Origin of the sequence: Streptomyces roseifaciens, assembly GCF_001445655.1 — a bacterium.
Lineage (GTDB): Bacteria > Actinomycetota > Actinomycetes > Streptomycetales > Streptomycetaceae > Streptomyces > Streptomyces aureoversilis.
Window position 1 is genome coordinate 531675 of the sequence record NZ_LNBE01000003.1, and the last position, 16506, is coordinate 548180.

At 71.0% G+C, this 16506-nt stretch carries 13 protein-coding genes and 1 pseudogene; 4 read left to right on the forward strand and 10 right to left on the reverse strand.

The features are described from left to right. The first annotated feature begins 267 nt into the window (after positions 1–267). The 3 genes from AS857_RS08315 (at position 268) to AS857_RS08325 (ending at position 2812) form a co-directional block, all read left to right on the forward strand. Complete coding sequence (locus AS857_RS08315; RefSeq protein WP_144440758.1) at positions 268–1179, forward strand: hypothetical protein; 912 nt, start codon at positions 268–270, stop codon at positions 1177–1179. A 145-nt stretch (positions 1180–1324) separates the two neighbouring features. Then, positions 1325–1903: a TetR/AcrR family transcriptional regulator gene (locus AS857_RS08320; protein ID WP_058042485.1), complete on the forward strand. Its 579-nt coding sequence runs from the start codon at positions 1325–1327 to the stop codon at positions 1901–1903. Positions 1904–2026: 123 nt separating this feature from the next. Further along, on the forward strand, positions 2027–2812 hold the full coding sequence (locus AS857_RS08325) for an SDR family oxidoreductase (RefSeq protein ID WP_058042486.1): 786 nt from the start codon (positions 2027–2029) through the stop codon (positions 2810–2812). Positions 2813–2870: 58 nt separating this feature from the next. Here the strand turns inward: AS857_RS08325 and AS857_RS08330 are convergent, their stop codons facing one another. Beyond that, positions 2871–4604, reverse strand: a complete 1734-nt coding sequence (locus AS857_RS08330; protein WP_058042487.1) for a BCCT family transporter — start codon at positions 4602–4604, stop codon at positions 2871–2873. A gap of 147 nt (positions 4605–4751) precedes the next feature. On the opposite strand from AS857_RS08330, the gene AS857_RS08335 reads away from it, so the two are divergent. Then, positions 4752–5885 carry a glycerate kinase gene (locus AS857_RS08335; protein WP_245699696.1) on the forward strand — a complete coding sequence of 378 codons (1134 nt, stop codon included), beginning with the start codon at positions 4752–4754 and terminating at the stop codon, positions 5883–5885. Positions 5886–6271: 386 nt separating this feature from the next. On the opposite strand, the gene pssA is transcribed toward AS857_RS08335, so the two are convergent. From pssA to AS857_RS08380, 9 genes and pseudogenes are all read right to left on the reverse strand, one after another. After that, entirely contained in the window at positions 6272–7120 is an 849-nt protein-coding gene (gene pssA, locus AS857_RS08340) for a CDP-diacylglycerol--serine O-phosphatidyltransferase (RefSeq protein ID WP_079110176.1), read from the reverse strand. Further along, complete coding sequence (locus tag AS857_RS08345) at positions 7107–7763, reverse strand: phosphatidylserine decarboxylase (RefSeq protein ID WP_058042489.1); 657 nt, start codon at positions 7761–7763, stop codon at positions 7107–7109. The genes pssA and AS857_RS08345 overlap by 14 nt, the downstream gene beginning before the upstream one ends. A gap of 169 nt (positions 7764–7932) precedes the next feature. After that, positions 7933–9138 (reverse strand): acyl-CoA dehydrogenase family protein, encoded by a 1206-nt coding sequence (locus AS857_RS08350; RefSeq protein ID WP_058042490.1) that lies wholly within the window; start codon positions 9136–9138, stop codon positions 7933–7935. Between the two features lies 1 nt (position 9139). After that, positions 9140–9652 carry a MaoC family dehydratase gene (locus tag AS857_RS08355; protein ID WP_058042491.1) on the reverse strand — a complete coding sequence of 171 codons (513 nt, stop codon included), beginning with the start codon at positions 9650–9652 and terminating at the stop codon, positions 9140–9142. Positions 9653–9657: 5 nt separating this feature from the next. After that, positions 9658–10629 (reverse strand): HpcH/HpaI aldolase/citrate lyase family protein, encoded by a 972-nt coding sequence (locus AS857_RS08360; RefSeq protein WP_058042492.1) that lies wholly within the window; start codon positions 10627–10629, stop codon positions 9658–9660. Beyond that, positions 10626–12638 (reverse strand): protein meaA, encoded by a 2013-nt coding sequence (locus AS857_RS08365; RefSeq protein WP_079110177.1) that lies wholly within the window; start codon positions 12636–12638, stop codon positions 10626–10628. The genes AS857_RS08360 and AS857_RS08365 overlap by 4 nt, the downstream gene beginning before the upstream one ends. Before the next feature lie 10 nt (positions 12639–12648). Beyond that, positions 12649–13986 (reverse strand): crotonyl-CoA carboxylase/reductase, encoded by a 1338-nt coding sequence (gene ccrA, locus AS857_RS08370; RefSeq protein ID WP_058042494.1) that lies wholly within the window; start codon positions 13984–13986, stop codon positions 12649–12651. Positions 13987–14368: 382 nt separating this feature from the next. Further along, on the reverse strand, positions 14369–15208 hold the full coding sequence (locus AS857_RS08375) for a TetR family transcriptional regulator (RefSeq protein WP_058042495.1): 840 nt from the start codon (positions 15206–15208) through the stop codon (positions 14369–14371). Between the two features lie 100 nt (positions 15209–15308). Continuing rightward, a pseudogene (locus tag AS857_RS08380) lies at positions 15309–16199 on the reverse strand (3-hydroxyacyl-CoA dehydrogenase family protein); the annotation flags it as partial. Positions 16200–16506 lie beyond the last annotated feature (307 nt).

The following is a 16506-nucleotide window of genomic DNA, read 5'->3' on the forward strand; positions in this document are numbered from 1 at the left end:
GATCTATCGATATTTCGGACCCTTCGCCGGACGCCGGCGGGCGGGCCGTCGAGCTAATGATTTATCGACTTTTCTGTACGTCATTCCAATGGCGTCGTTTTTTGTGCCCGGGCCTCCTTCGCGAGGGTGAATGCGGAGGCGGCATCCGGGCCAAGGGCCGGACTCGCCTCGTGGGTGTGCGTCCACGGCTGTGTTCCTGTGCCATTCCGGGTCCCTGGGAGTGAAAGGAGCGATATGTCGCTAAAACAGAGACGCGCCGGGGTCTTTGTGGCGGGAAGCAGTGTCGTCGCGCTGGGCGTGCTGTTCACGTTCTGCGCGTCGGCGGGCGCAGGGGTGTCCGACGGCAACGGAGACGCGCGCGGTGGAGTGCCGGGTGAAGTGATCTCGCGGATGGGTCAGAAGGTGCGCAAGAGCCCTGCGCTCTCCGCGCCGGTCGTCGGCAGTTACGGGCCCGGAGCGCATGTGCTCATCGCGTGCCAGGCCGCCGGGGGACGGGTGGAGGGTGACGGCCTCTGGTACCGGCTGGCCGACGGGCAGGGATGGCTGAGCGCTCACTACGTCCACGTTTCCGGACTGGTTCCGGTCTGCAGGGGAGGCGGAAGCGGGAGCTCCGGCAAGCCGGCGGGTGCTGCTGGAGCGCCGGACCCGAAGGGGGCACCCGGGGCCGCCGGTCCCACGGGCGCGGCGAGCCCGCCCGCCGCCGCGGGAGGCAAGGACGTCCCCGGTTCGACGGGTGCTGTCGGGCCCGCCGTGCCCGTCAAGCCTGCCGCGCCCGCCAAGCCCGCCGGCGCCGCCAAACCCAAGAAGCCCAAGAAGCCCGCCAGGCCCGCAAAACCTGCCAAGCCCACCGGCGCCATCAAGCCGACCGGACCGGTCGGACCTGCCGGCTCCACGGGTCTGCCGGGCGTCCCCGGCGCCTCCGGCCGGATGCAGGTCGTCGCGCAGGACTACACCGTCCCGCCGATGTCCCTCCGCCAGCTGCTGAGGAGTCCCACGTGCCCCGACGGCACACGGATCGCCGGAGGCGGCTACTTCCAGCCCGGCGGCCGGATCGGCGGCGTGGAGACGGTCGACGCGTACCCCAGCGTCACCGGGAACGTCTATCTGGTGGGCGTGAACAACACGAGCCCCGCCGCCGTCGACCTGCGGGTCTTCGCCGTCTGCCAGCCGGTGGCCTGACCGGGGGCGGCGAAGCGGCGGCGGCCCGTCCGGCATGGCGGGCCGCCCGCCCTCCGCTCCGCGAACCCGGCCGGGTCGCCACCGCCGACGTCACCACCACCGACAAGTAATTGACCTTCAGGTCAAAAAATCATACGGTCCTCCCATGGGAAGACCCAAGCAGTTCGACCCGGACGTGGCCGTCGGCAAGGCCATGGACGTCTTCTGGCGCAAGGGCTACGCAGCCACCACGCCGCAGGACCTCGTCGACGAGCTCGGCATCGGAAAGGGCAGCCTCTACAACGCCTTCGGCAGCAAGCACGCCCTCTTCGAGCGCACGCTGGAGCGCTACCGCGACACCCAGTCGGCGGCGCTGGTCGAGCTGCTCGACCAGTCGGGCCCCGTCCGGCCGCTGCTGCGCTCCGCGCTGGAGCTGCTGATCGAGACCGACCTCGGGCCGGCCGGCCGCCGTGGCTGCTTCGCCGTCAACACCGCCACCGAACTCGGCGGCCGGGACGACGCCTCCACCGAGCTCGTACGCCGCATGTTCGAGCGCACCGAGGGCGCCTTCAAGGCGGCCGTCGAGCGCGGGCAGCGCACGGGCGAGTTCGCCCCGGACCGGGACGCGGACGCGGCGGCGAGCCTGCTGCTCGCGGCGCTCGTCGGGATGCGGGTCATCGCCCGGGCCCAGGGCGGCCGGGAGCGGCTGTGCCGCGTCGTGGATGCGGTGCTCGACGCACTCTGAGGCGCGCCCTCCGGGGCTTTCCGGGGCCTTTCGAGGCCCTCCGGGTGGCGGCTCTTCCCGTGGCTCCGCTTTGGTTTCCGCTTACCCAAATTTTGTACCTACAGGTCAAGAAAGAGGGTCCTCATGGATCTCCACCTCAACGGCAAGACCGCCCTCGTCACGGGCGCCAGCCGCGGCATCGGCCTCGCCACCGTCCGGTCGCTCGCCGCCGAGGGCGTACGGGTCGTCGGCGCCGCCCGGACGATCACCCCCGAGCTGAAGGAGGTAGCCGCCGTGACCGTCGCCGTGGACCTCAGCACCCCCGACGGCGCGCGCCGCCTCGTCGAGCAGGCGGTCGCCGGGCTCGGGGACGGGATCGACCTGCTGGTCAACAACGTCGGCGGCGGCGACGAGATCGTGCTCGGCGGGTTCCTCGATTCCGGCGACGCAGAGTTCCAGTCGAACCTCGAGCTCAACTTCCTCAGCGCCGTGCGCGTCAGCCGCGCCGCCCTGCCCTCCCTGGTCGAGCGGCGCGGGTCCGTCGTCAACGTCTCCTCCATCAACGCGCGGCTCCCCGCCGCCGGACCCGTCGCCTACAGCGTGGCCAAGGCCGCGCTCACCGCGTTCGGCAAGTCCCTGTCCGAGGAGTTCGGGCCGCGGGGCGTGCGCGTCAACACCGTCTCGCCGGGCGTGGTCCGCACGGCGATCTGGGAGGACCCGGAGGGGTTCGGCGGCAAGGTGGCCGCGGCGGCCGGCGTCGACCACGCCGAGTTCCTGGAGCAGCTCCCGCAGCGCTTCGGCATGGCCAGCCCGCGGATCACCGAGCCCGGCGAGGTCGCTGCCCTGATCACCTTCCTGCTCTCCGACGTGGCGGCCAACATCAACGGTGCGGACCACGTCATCGACGGCGGCACGGTGAAGACCGTCTGACGCGCCGTCCGGACGGCGTGGCGACCCGGACGGCGTGCCGTGCGGCCCGGCCGCGGGCCTAGCCCCGCGGCCCGCCGCCCTTCGGGCCGTCGTCGCGGTCGTCGCGCTCGCGGACGCTCTCCGCGACCCGGCGCAGCCGAGGGTGGCGCACCGGGCCCGGGGCGTGCTCCTCCATCGCGTCGCCGACCATCGTCCGCAGCGCGTCCCGCAGCCCGTGCATCGCGTGGTGACGGGCCGGGCCCGCGCCCGGGTCCTCGCGCAGCTCCCTCATCAGCGACCAGCACAACGCCAGCATCACCAGTACGAACGGCAGCGCGACCAGGATCGTCGCCGACTGCAGCGACTGCAGCCCGCCGGCCACCAGCAGGACCGCCGCCACCGCCGCCATCAGCACCCCCCACGTCACCACCAGCCACGTGCGCGGGTGCAGCGCGCCCCGGCTGGAGAGCGAGCCCATCACCAGGGACGCGGAGTCCGCGCTGGTGATGAAGTACGTCATCACCAGCGCCATCGCGATCCACGAGGTGAGCGTCTCCACCGGCAGGGTGTCCAGGAGCGCGAACAAGGACGCCTCCGCGCCGTCCTTGACGGTCCCGGCCATGTCGGCCGCGCCCGTCATGTCCAGCCGCAGTGCGCTCCCGCCCATCACGCAGAACCACACCACCGTCGCCCCGCTGGGCACGAGCAGCACGCCGACGAGGAACTCGCGGATCGTCCGCCCGCGCGAGATCCGGGCGATGAAGGTGCCCACGAACGGCGCCCACGACAGCCACCACGCCCAGTAGAAGATCGTCCACGCGCCGAGCCACTTCGAGTCGGTGAACGCGCCCGTACGGGTCGCGAGCGTCAGCAGGTCGTGCAGATAGCCGCCGGTGGCCGCGGGGATGGTGTTCAGGACGAAGACGGTGGGGCCGAGGAGGAAGACGAAGAGCATCAGGCAGGCGGCCAGCGCGATGTTGAGCGTGCTGAGCCACTTCACGCCCTTGTGCAGCCCGGAGAAGGCCGACAGCACGAACGCGGCCGACAGCCCGCCGATGATCACCAGCTCCAGGGAAGTGGTGTCCTGCACGCCCGTCGTGATGTTGAGCCCCTTGGACACCTGGAGGGCGCCCAGGCCCAGGCTGGTCGCCGTGCCGAACACGGTCGCGAAGACCGCGAGCAGGTCGATGACCCGGCCCGGCCAGCCCGCCGCCCGCTCCTCGCCGAGCAGCGGCACGAACGCCGAGCTCAGCCGGTTGCCGCGGCCCTTGCGGAAGCCGGCGTAGGCGAGCGCGAGGCCGGCCATGCCGTAGATCGCCCACGGGTGCAGGGTCCAGTGGAAGAACGAGTACTCCAGCGCCGTGCGGGCCGCCGCGGGCGTGTTCGCCGTGATGCCGCTGCCCGGGGGCGGCGAGACGAAGTGCAGGAGCGGTTCGCCGACGCCGTAGAACATCAGGCCGATGCCCATGCCCGCGCTGAACATCATCGCGATCCACGCGAGGTTGCCGAACTCGGGCCGGTCGTCGTCCCGGCCGAGCCGGATCCGGCCGAAGCGGCTGAAGGCGATGACCACGCACAGGACGAGGAAGACGTCGGCGGCGATCACGAACAGCCAGGCGAAGTTGGACAGTACCCAGTCCAGCGCCGACTTCGTCACCCGGTCGAAGGAGTGCTTGCCCAGCGCCGCCCACGCGACGACCGCGAGCACCGCGGCGCCGCCGATCGCGACCAGCGCCGGGTCCGGGGGCTCCTCCCCGCCGCCCGGAACGGCAGGGGAGGGCGGGCCGGCCGGATCGTGCACATCGGTGCTCATGACGCCCCACTATGGCCGGAAGAGTACGGAATCGGACGGACTGGCACGCCGTGCACGGCCATGGGCAAGGGCGGATCCGCCCCGGTAGGGTCCGGTCCGCGCGGCCCTGCGAGGGCGGGCCGGGCCCGATGCGAGGGGTGGCGCGCGATGACGGACGCGGTACGGGTGCTGATCGCCGCGGACAAGTTCAAGGGGTCCCTGACGGCCGCCGAGGTCGCCCGGCACGTCGCCGCCGGGCTCCGGCGCGGCGCGGACGCCGCCGGCCGGCGGCTCGTCGTCGGCGAGCTGCCCGTCGCCGACGGCGGGGACGGCACGGTCGACGCCGCCCTGGCGGCCGGGTTCGAGCGCCGCGAGGTGCGGGTGACCGGGCCGGCGGGGGACCCGGTCACCGCCGCGTTCGCGCTGCGCGGCGCCACCGCCGTCGTGGAGATGGCCGAGGCGTCCGGGCTGCGGCGGCTCCCCGGCGGGGTCCCCGCGCCCCTCACGGCCACCACCTACGGCACGGGCGAACTGCTGCGGGCCGCGCTCGACGCGGGGGCCCGCACGGTGATCCTCGGGATCGGCGGCAGCGCCTCCACGGACGGCGGGGCCGGGATGCTGAGCGCGCTCGGTGCGCGGCTCCTCGACGCCTCCGGCACGCCGGTCGGCCCCGGCGGCGCGGCCCTCGCCGGCCTCGCCACGGCCGACCTCTCCGGCCTCGACCCGCGGCTGCGCACCACGGCCCTGGTCCTCGCGAGCGACGTCCGCAACCCCCTGACCGGCCCGGCGGGCGCCGCGGCCGTCTACGGCCCGCAGAAGGGCGCCGGAGCGGACGACGTGGCCCTGCTGGACGCCGCCCTCGCGCACTACGCCGCCGTGCTCGACGGCGGCGCGCTCGCGGGCGCGCCCGGCGCCGGTGCCGCGGGCGGGCTCGGGTACGGGGCGCTGGCCGGGCTCGGCGCGGGCTTCCGGCTCGGCATCGAGGTCATGCTCGACGTCCTCGGCTTCGCCGACGCCCTGAAGGACGCGGACCTCGTGATCACGGGAGAGGGGTCCCTGGACGCCCAGACCCTCCACGGCAAGGCGCCCGCGGGGGTGGCCGCGGCGGCCCGCGAGCGGGGCGTGCCGGTCGTGGCGGTCTGCGGTCGCCTGGCCCTGGAGAGCTCTGCGCTCCAGGGCGCGGGGATCGGGCGTGCGTACGCCCTGACGGACCTGGAGCCGGACCCCGGGCGCTGCATGGCCCTCGCCGGGCCGCTGCTGGAGCGCCTCGCGGAGCGCATCGCGGGGGACTGCCTCTCGTAGGCGCGGCCTGTAGGCACGACCGGTACGCACGACCCGTAGGTACGGCACCGCCGGACACGTCGGGTGGGGGTTGCGCGCCGTTGCGGCGGGAGTGAGAGGCGAGGCCTCTCGACCCTGCCGTACCCCCGGCGGAGGCGAGAGCCGGGCCTCTCGGCCGGCTCCACGCCGCCTCTGCCGCAGGCAGAGAAAACCCGCCGCAACGGCGCGCAACCCCCACCGGAGGTGCCCGGCGGTGCCCGGTGGTGCCCGTCCGCCTCAGGACCCGGACGGGCACCGAACGTGAACGTGACCGCCCCGCGAGGCGAGGCACCCGAAAACGCCGAGTGGGTGGTCCCGAACCCGGAGGTTCGGGACCACCCACTCGTGGTCACCCCGCGACGCAGTCGCTACGGCAGCTGCGTCGCCCTCGCCTCGCGGCGGTTGTCGCGGAACGTGTTCACCCGGCGCGCCGTGGCGAACAGGGGGATCACCGCGCCCAGGACGACCTGGAGCGCGCAGCCCGTCTGGAGCAGGAGCTCACCGCCGGGCGCGTCGAACGCCCAGGCCGCCAGCAGGCCCATGCTGAGCACGATCCAGCTGAGCATCGCCACCGCGAGGCGCCCCCGCGGCTTCGGGTACTCGACACGGCTCACCATCAGCCACGCCACGCCCACGATCGCCAGCAGCGTCGGGACGAAGGGCAGCTCCAGCAGCACGATCGAGACGACGGTCAGCGCCCCGAAGGGGCTCGGCATGCCCTGGAAGATGCCGTCCCGCAGCTGGACGCACGAGAAGCGCGCCAGTCTGAGGACGACCGCCAGCAGGACCACCACGGCCGCCACGGCCGACACCCGCTGGTGGGCGTCGTCGGCGACCATGCCCCACACGACCACGAAGTACGCCGGGGCGAGCCCGAAGCTGATCAGGTCGGAGAGGTTGTCCAGCTCCGCGCCCATCGCCGAGCTGCGCAGCTTGCGCGCCACGAGCCCGTCGAAGAGGTCGAAGACCGACGCCAGCAGCATCAGTATCACCGCGGTGGCCGCGCTGTGGCGGGCCATGCCGCCGTCCTCGTTCCCCGTGAGGTGGGGGATGAGGACGCCGGTGGTGGTGAAGTACACCGCCATGAACCCGCAGATCGCGTTGCCCAGCGTGAGCGTGTCCGCTATTGAGAGCCGGGTGGACAGGGGCATGTCCTCCGTGTCCTCGGCCTCGTCCGCCTCGGGCACCCAGGATGCCTCTTGATCAATCACGGTCAAGGCGTGTCACCCCCGCCGTGGTCTTCTGTCCGACCTCCACCGCGACCTCGACGCCCTCCGGGAGGTAGAGGTCGACGCGCGAACCGAAACGGATCAGACCGATCCGCTCACCCTGCTCCACCTTGGTGTCCGTGGGGAGGTAGGGCACGATCCGCCGGGCCACGGCGCCGGCGATCTGCACCATCTCGATGTCGCCGAGCTCGGTGTCGAAGTGCCAGACGACGCGCTCGTTGTTCTCGCTCTCCTTGTTGAACGCCGGAACGAAGCCGCCGGGGATGTGCTCGACCGACGTCACGGTGCCGGCCAGGGGGGCGCGGTTGACGTGGACGTTCAGCGGGCTCATGAAGATGGCGACGCGGGTCCGGCCGTCCTTCCACGGCATGATGCTCTGCACCACGCCGTCGGCCGGGGAGATGACCCGGCCCTTGGCGATCTCGCGATCGGGGTCGCGGAAGAACCACAGCATGCCCGCCGCGAGCGCGGTGGTGGGCACGGCCAGCGCCGCCCAGCGCCCGGAGCGCCGGGCACGGGTGAGGCTGACCGCCGCCGTGGCGACGGTCGGAAGAAGCCACGGCGATGCTCCGCGCGCGAGGCGTACGCCGGCGAGGCTGTCGCGGTGTGCAGAGGAAGAGCTGTGGGGCATGGGTGACCTTCGTAGCGGAGGGTGCCGCGAAACGATTGGGGGACGGCGGCTTTCCGGGGATGCTATCGGTTGCGACCGGCAACTGGCTAAGCGCCAGGGCCAGTAGATGGCCGAACTCCGATGACTGGGTGTGATCTTCTTCTCGGTCAAATCACCCCTAATCGGATATTTATCCCTGGATCCGGTACTCCTCGAGTAGCCGGCGGCCGATGATCATTTTCTGGATCTCTGCCGTCCCTTCACCGATGAGCAGCATGGGGGCCTCTCGGTAGAGGCGCTCGATCTCGTACTCCTTGGAGAACCCGTATCCGCCGTGGATACGGAAAGCGTCCTCCACCACCTCCTTGCAGTACTCGGAGGCCAGGTACTTGGCCATTCCGGCCTCGAGATCGTTGCGACGGCCCGAGTCCTTCTTCCGGGCCGCATTCACCATCATCGCATGCGCCGCTTCGACCTTTGTCCCCATTTCGGCAAGTTTGAACTGGATGGCCTGGTGTTGCGCGATGGGTTTTCCGAAGGTGTGCCGCTGCTGCGCGTAGGCCGCGCCCAGCTCGAACGCGCGCTGAGCGACGCCGCAGCCACGCGCTGCGACATTCACCCGGCCCACCTCGACGCCGTCCATCATTTGGTAAAAGCCCCGGCCCGTGACCCCGCCGAGCACGCGGTCGGCCGGAACGCGCAGGCCGTCCATGATCAGTTCGGTGGTGTCGACGCCCTTGTAGCCCATTTTGTCGATCTTTCCGGGGATGGTCAGACCCGGCTTGACCTCGCCGAACCCCGGTTCCTTCTCGATCAGGAAGGTGGTCATCGACTTGTGCGGGGCGGTCCCCTCCGGGTGGCCCTCGTCCGTCCTGCACAACACGGCCACCAGCGTGGACGTGCCGCCGTTGGTCAGCCACATCTTCTGGCCGTTGAGGACGTACGCGTCGCCGTCGCGCACACCCTTCGATGTGATTGCCGACACATCCGAGCCCAGGCCGGGCTCCGACATCGAGAAAGCACCCCTGATGTCGCCCGCCGCCATCTTTGGCAGGAAATAGTCCTTCTGTTCCTGGGTGCCGTGCTGCTTGATCATGTAGGCCACGATGAAGTGGGTGTTGATGATCCCCGACACGCTCATCCAGCCCCGGGCGATCTCCTCGACGCACAGCGCATATGTGAGAAGGGACTCACCGAGGCCGCCGTACTCCTCCGGGATCATCAGGCCGAACACCCCGAGTTCCTTCAGCCCCTCGACTATCCGGGTGGGGTACTCGTCACGGTGCTCCAGCTCGGTGGCCACCGGGATGATTTCCTTGTCGACGAAGTCACGGACCGTTGCCAGGATTTCCTGCTGGACGTCCGTCAGCCCGTCGGTCTGCGCCAGGCGGCCCATCTCACTTCTCCCGGATGATCGGCTCGGGGCGGCCGGGCTGCTCCCCGCCGCGCTCCTCGATGTACGTGGCGGTGGGCACCATCACCTTGCGCCGGAAGGTGCAGACCACGGTGCCGTCCTGCTTGTAGCCGATGGTCTCGACGTGGACGATCCCGCGGTCGCTCTTCGACTTCGACGGCGTCTTGCCGAGCACCTTCGTCTCGCCGTAGATGGTGTCGCCGTGGAAGGTGGGCGCGATGTGCTTCAGCGACTCCACCTCCAGGTTGGCGATGGCCTTGCCCGAGACGTCCGGGACGGACATGCCCAGCAGCAGGGAGTAGACGTAGTTGCCGACCACGACATTCTTGCCGAAATCGGTCGTCTTCTCCGCGTAGTTGCCGTCCATGTGCAGCGGGTGGTGGTTCATGGTCAGCAGACAGAACAAATGGTCGTCGTACTCGGTGACGGTCTTTCCGGGCCAGTGCTTGTAGACGTCGCCGACGGTGAACTCTTCGTAAGTCCGGCCGAACTGCATCGTGCTCAGGCCTCCGGGATCTCGAACTTCGACGTGCGCGTCATCCCCGCCGCACGGCCCTTGCCCGCGATCACCAGCGCCATCTTGCGGCTGGCCTCGTCGATCATCTCGTCGCCGAGCATCGCCGAGCCCTTCTTGCCGCCGGCCTCGGAGGTGCACCAGTCGTAGGCGTCCAGGATCAGCTCGGCGTGGTCGTAGTCCTCCTGCGTGGGGGAGAAGACCTCGTTGGCCGCCTCCACCTGGCCGGGGTGCAGCACCCACTTGCCGTCGAAGCCGAGGGCCGCGGCCCGGCGGGCGACGTCCTTGTAGCCGTCCACGTTCTTGATCTGGAGGTAGGGGCCGTCGATGGCCTGCAGGTCGTGGGCGCGGGCCGCCATCAGGATCCGCATCAGGATGTAGTGGTAGGCGTCCGCCGGGTAGCCGGGCGGCTGCTCGCCGACGACCAGGGACTTCATGTTGATCGAGGCCATGAAGTCGGCCGGGCCGAAGACGATCGTCTCCATGCGCGGCGACGCGGCGGCGATCGCGTCCACGTTCACCAGGCCCTTGGCGTTCTCGATCTGCGCCTCGATGCCGATGCGGCCGACCTCGAAGCCCATGGTCTTCTCGATCTGGGTCAGCAGCAGGTCCAGGGCGACGACCTGCTGGGCGTCCTGGACCTTCGGCAGCATGATGCAGTCGAGGTTGGGGCCCGCGCCCTCGACGACCGTGACGACGTCCCGGTACGTCCAGTGCGTCGTCCAGTCGTTCACGCGGACCACCCGGGTCTTGCCCGTCCAGTCGCCGTTGTTGAGCGCGTCGACGATCGAGTGGCGGGCGCCCTCCTTGGCAAGCGGGGCGCAGGCGTCCTCGAGGTCGAGGAAGACCTGGTCGGCGGGGAGGCCCTGGGCCTTCTCCAGGAAGCGCGGGTTGCTGCCGGGGACCGCGAGGCACGAGCGGCGCGGGCGCAGCCGGTTCACCGGGGCGGGCGTAATCATGCGGGGACCTCCAACGGGTCGAGGTGGTTCGCTTTCCGGATCTCGTCGACGATACGGCCGATGATCTCCGTGATGCCGAAGTCCTTGGGGGTGAAGACCGCGGCGACGCCGGCCGCCCGCAGGGCGGTGGCGTCCGCGGACGGGATGATGCCACCGACGATGACGGGGACGTCGTCGGCCCCCGTGGCGCGCAGCCGCGCCAGCACGTCGGGGACGAGCTCGGCGTGCGATCCCGAGAGGATCGACAGGCCGACGCAGTGCACGTCCTCGGCGACGGCCGCCGAGACGATCTGCTCCGGGGTCAGCCGGATGCCCTGGTAGACCACTTCGAAGCCGGCGTCGCGCGCGCGGACGGCGATCTGCTCGGCGCCGTTGGAGTGGCCGTCCAGGCCGGGTTTGCCGACGAGCAGGCGCAGCTTGCCGCTGCCCAGCTCGTCGGCCGTACGGGTCACCTTGGCGCGGACGGCGGCCAGCGGGGTGCCGGCCTCCGCGGTGACCGCCACGGGGGCGCTGCTCACGCCCGTGGGAGCCCGGAACTCCCCGAAGACGTCGCGCAGGGCCCAGGACCACTCGCCGGTCGTCACGCCCGCGCGGACGCACTCCAGGGTGGCCGCCATGAGGTTGTCCGAGCCGGCCGCCGCCTTCTTCAGCGCGGACAGCGACTCCTGGGCGCGGGTCTCGTCGCGGTCGTCGCGCCAGGCGTGCAGGGAGGCGACGACGCGGGCCTCGTTGGCCGGGTCCACGGTCATGATCGCGGTGTCGAGGTCGGCGGTGAGCGGGTTGGGCTCGGTCGACTCGTAGCAGTTGACGCCGACGATCTTCTCCTCGCCGGCCTCGATCCGGGCCCGGCGCTCGGCGTGCGAGGAGACCAGCTGCGACTTCAGGTAGCCGGACTCGACGGCCGCCATCGCGCCGCCCATGCCCTGGATCCGCTCGATCTCCTCCAGGCACTCGGCGACCAGGCCGGACACCTTGGCCTCGATCACGTGCGAGCCGGCGAAGATGTCGTCGTACTCCAGCAGGTCGCTCTCGTGTGCGAGGACCTGCTGGATCCGCAGGCTCCACTGCTGGTCCCAGGGCCGGGGCAGGCCCAGGGCCTCGTTCCAGGCCGGCAGCTGCACGGCGCGGGCGCGGGCGTCCTTGGAGAGGGTCACGGCCAGCATCTCCAGGACGATGCGCTGGACGTTGTTCTCCGGCTGGGCCTCGGTCAGACCGAGGGAGTTGACCTGGACGCCGTAGCGGAAGCGGCGCTGCTTGGGGTTCTCGATGCCGTAGCGCTCGCGGGTGATCCGGTCCCAGATGCGGCCGAACGCCCGCATCTTGCACATCTCCTCGACGAACCGGACGCCCGCGTTGACGAAGAAGGAGATGCGGGCGACGACGTCGCCCTTGCGGTCCTCGGGAACCTGACCGGAGGCGAACACCGCGTCGAGCACGGCGATCGCGGTGGACATCGCGTACGAGATCTCCTGGACCGGAGTGGCCCCCGCCTCCTGCAGGTGGTAGCTGCAGATGTTGATCGGGTTCCACTTCGGGATGTTGTTGACCGTGTACGTGATCATGTCGGTGGTCAGCCGCAGGGACGGCCCCGGCGGGAAGACGTGCGTCCCGCGCGAGAGGTACTCCTTGACGATGTCGTTCTGCGTCGTCCCCTGCAGCCGGGTGATGTCGGCGCCCTGCTCCTCCGCGACCACCTGGTACATGGCCAGCAGCCACATGGCGGTGGCGTTGATGGTCATGGAGGTGTTCATCTGCTCCAGCGGGATCTCCCGGAACAGCCGCCGCATGTCGCCGAGGTGCGCGACCGGCACGCCGACCCGGCCGACCTCGCCGCGGGCGAGGATGTGGTCGGAGTCGTAGCCGGTCTGCGTCGGCAGGTCGAAGGCGACCGAGAGACCGGTCTGGCCCTTGGCGAGGTTGCGCCGGTAGAGCTCGTTGGACGCCTCGGCGGTGGAGTGCCCGGCGTAGGTCCGCATGAGCCAGGGCCGGTCCTTCTGACGCTCAGTCATTCCAGTGCTCTCACACGTTCCGGAAGCGGTTGATGGCGTCGATGTGCCGGGCCCGCATCTCCTCGTCGCGGACGCCCATCCCCTCCTCGGGGGCCAGCGCGAGCACGCCGACCTTGCCCTGGTGGAGGTTGCGGTGCACGTCGTACGCGGCCTGCCCGGTGTCCTCCAGGCGGTACGTCTTCGACAGCGTGGGGTGGATCTTCCCCTTGGCGATCAGGCGGTTGGCCTCCCACGCCTCGCGGTAGTTGGCGAAGTGCGAGCCGACGATCCGCTTCAGCGACATCCACAGGTAGCGGTTGTCGTACTCGTGGTTGTAGCCGGAGGTCGAGGCGCAGGTGACGATCGTGCCGCCCTTGCGGGTGACGTAGACCGAGGCGCCGAAGGTCTCGCGGCCCGGGTGCTCGAAGACGATGTCGACGTCCTCGCCGCCGGTCAGTTCGCGGATGCGCTTGCCGAGGCGCTTCCACTCGCGCGGGTCCTGCTCGTGCTCGTTCTTCCAGAACTTGTAGCCCTCGGCGGAGCGGTCGATGATCGCCTCGGCGCCCATCCGCCGGCAGATCTCCGCCTTCTTGTCGCTGGAGACCACGCAGATGGGGTTGGCGCCGCCGGCGAGCGCGAACTGGGTGGCGTACGAGCCGAGTCCGCCGCTCGCGCCCCAGATCAGGATGTTGTCGCCCTGCTTCATGCCGGCGCCGTTGCGGGAGACGAGCTGGCGGTAGGCGGTGGAGTTGACCAGGCCCGGGGCCGCGGCCTCCTCCCAGCTCAGGTGGCGCGGCTTCGGCATCAGCTGGTTGGACTTCACCAGCGCGATCTCCGCCAGGCCGCCGAAGTTGGTCTCGAAGCCCCAGATGCGCTGCTCGGGGTCGAGCATCGTGTCGTCGTGGCCGTCGGCGGACTCCAGCTCCACGGACAGGCAGTGGGCGACGACCTCGTCGCCGGGCTTCCAGGCGTTGACGCCGGGGCCGGTGCGCAGCACGACGCCCGCGAGGTCGGAGCCGATGACGTGGTACGGCAGGTCGTGCCGCTTGGCGAGCGGGGAGAGCTTTCCGTAGCGCTCCAGGAAGGCGAAGGTGGACAGCGGCTCGAAGATCGAGGTCCAGACGGAGTTGTAGTTCACCGAGCTGGCCATGACGGCCACGAGCGCCTCGCCGGGCCCGAGTTCGGGCACCGGCACCTCCTCGACGTGCAGCGACTTGCGCGGGTCCTTCTCGCGGGTGGTCAGGCCCTCGAACATGCCGGCCTCGTCCTTGTGCACGGTGACCGCGCGGTAGGACTCGGGGACGGTCAGGGCTGCGAAGTCCTCGGACGTGGTGTCCGGCGCGAGGATCGCGTCGAGTATCTGGTTCACGGTATTGCCTCCGGCGAAGCACGTCGGGAAACGGCTTGAGGGAACGTCGGGGGTGGTGCAGAGGGTGGAGCAGAGGCGGTGCCGTCGGTTCGGCGGTGGTGCGGGGCGGTGCCTTGTGCGGTGATGCGGCGCCGGTGGGCGCGCTGGGAAATGCCTGTGACGCAGGCGTCCGGGCGCACAGCGTTCTTGTGGGGACAGCCGGCGCACGACGGTTGTCGTCTGCGCGCCGGCCGCCCGGACACCGACAACGTATGGCACCGCGTGCCACACGACAAGACACTCGGTGCCAACAATTTCTCTCAGATGTCATCCGGAAGGCACGTATGAGCAACGAAGGCCGCCCCGAGGGGGCGGCCTTCGTCAGTAAATGAGAGTTTTTGTTCTACTTCGTCTTGAGCGCCTTCTCGATCGCCCGCATGACCTCGCCCAGCGGCGCGTCCGTCCGGGCCACGGTCACCAGGACCTCGCCCTCGGTCCGCGCCGAGGCGGCCGGGCCGTCCTCCGCCCGGGCGCGCCCGGCCCCGATGCCCGTGCCGAAGGTCTCCCGCACGATCGCGAACGCGTGGTCGAGCTGGGTCTCCACGTCGCCCTGGCCGCCGCCGCGCAGCCAGCGCCGCAGCACGTGGTTGTGCGCGGTGACGACGGCCGAGGCGGCGACCTCGGCGAGCAGCGGGTCGTCGTCGCCGACGTGGTGGGCGCTCTCGTCGAAGTGGCCGAGGAGGTAGCGGGTGAAGAGCCGCTCGTAGCGGGCCACGGAGGCGATCTCGCGCTCGCGCAGGGCCGGCACCTCGCGGGTCAGGCGGTAGCGCTCCACGGAGACGGCGGGGGAGGCCGCGTACATCCGCATGACCTCCTTGATGCCCCGGCAGACGGTGTCGAGGGGGTTCTCGTGCGGCGGGGCCGCGTCCAGCACCCCCGCGGCCCGCACCAGGGTGTCGTCGTGGTCGGGGAAGATGGCCTCTTCCTTGGAGCGGAAGTGGCGGAAGAACGTCCGGCGGGCGACGCCGGCCGCGGCCGCGATCTCGTCGACGGTCGTCGCCTCGTAGCCCTTCGTCGCGAACAACTCCATCGCGGCCGCGGCGAGTTTGCGGCGCATGGTGAGCCGCTGGGCGGCGGCGCGGCGGCTGCCGGCGCTCTCGGTGTCGGGGTGCGGGTCTCTGGTCTCGCGGGGTACTTCTCCGGCCGTGCGCGGGGTGCGGACGGCCTTGGCGGGCTGGGGCATGTGGGGAACGTAACACGCGTCCGTACGGGCGTGCCGGGGCGGACCGTCCCCGGGTTCGAGCAGTCCGCCCCAGCCCACGTCGCGCTCGCGCGCGGTCCGGTCAGGCCTTCGCATACTCGCGGAAGCCGCGGCCCGTCTTGCGCCCCAGGCAGCCCGCCGCCACCAGGTGCTCCAGCAGGGGCGCCGGAGCGAGCCCGGGGTCGCGGAACTCGCGGTGCAGGACCTTCTCGATGGCCAGGGACACGTCCAGCCCCACGACGTCGAGCAGCTCGAAGGGCCCCATCGGATAGCCGCCGCCGAGCTTCATGGCCGCGTCGATGTCGTCCGGGCTCGCGTAGTGCTCCTGCACCATCTTGACCGCGTTGTTCAGGTACGGGAACAGCAGGGCGTTGACGATGAACCCGGCCCGGTCGCCGCAGTCCACGGCGTGCTTGCGCACCTTCGCGCAGACCGCGCGGACCGTGGCGTGCACGTCGTCCGCGGTCAGGACCGTGCGGACCACCTCCACCAGCTTCATCGCCGGCGCCGGGTTGAAGAAGTGCATCCCGAGGACGCGCTCCGGGCGGGCCGAGTCGGCGGCCAGCCGGGTCACGGACAGGGCGTTGGTGCCCGTCGCCAGGATCGTCTCCGGGCGCACGATCGCGTCCAGGGCGGTGAACACCTCGTGCTTGACGGCGTAGTCCTCGGGCACGACCTCGATCACCAGGTCGGCGCCGGCCGCGGCCTGCAGGTCCGTGGCCGTGCGGAAGCGGGCGAGCGCGGCCCGCCGCTCGTCCTCCGTGATGCGCTCGCGGCGCACCGCGCGGGCGGTGGCGGTTTCCAGCGCGCGGACGGCGTGCGCCGCCGCGGCCTCGGAGACGTCGATCCCGACGACCTCGCGGCCGGCCCGGACGAGGACTTCGGCGATGCCGGTGCCCATGGTGCCGAGGCCGACGACGGCGACGGTCCTCAGGGGGGAGGGGGAGGAGGGGGACGGCTCAGGGGTGGACGTACGGTCCATCGCGAGACTCCAGAAGGTGTTCCCCGGGCGCGGGGATGCATCGGTCGGTTGCCGGTGCAGGCGGGCGGCCCCGGCGGGCCGCGGCGGCTGCGGGATTTTCCGGGTGCGGTATTTCCGGGTACGTACGGGTAAGGGGCGACCACGGAAAGGGAGTTGTGCGACCGGCAGGCCCTGTCCCGGGGCCGTGCCGTACTCGACGGGCCGAACCGACGAACCGACGTCGAAAGCAGCGGGCGGCTGCGTCACCAGGCCGCCCGAGCGGGGGTACCGCTCTTGCCGGGAGATTAACTCACGGGTA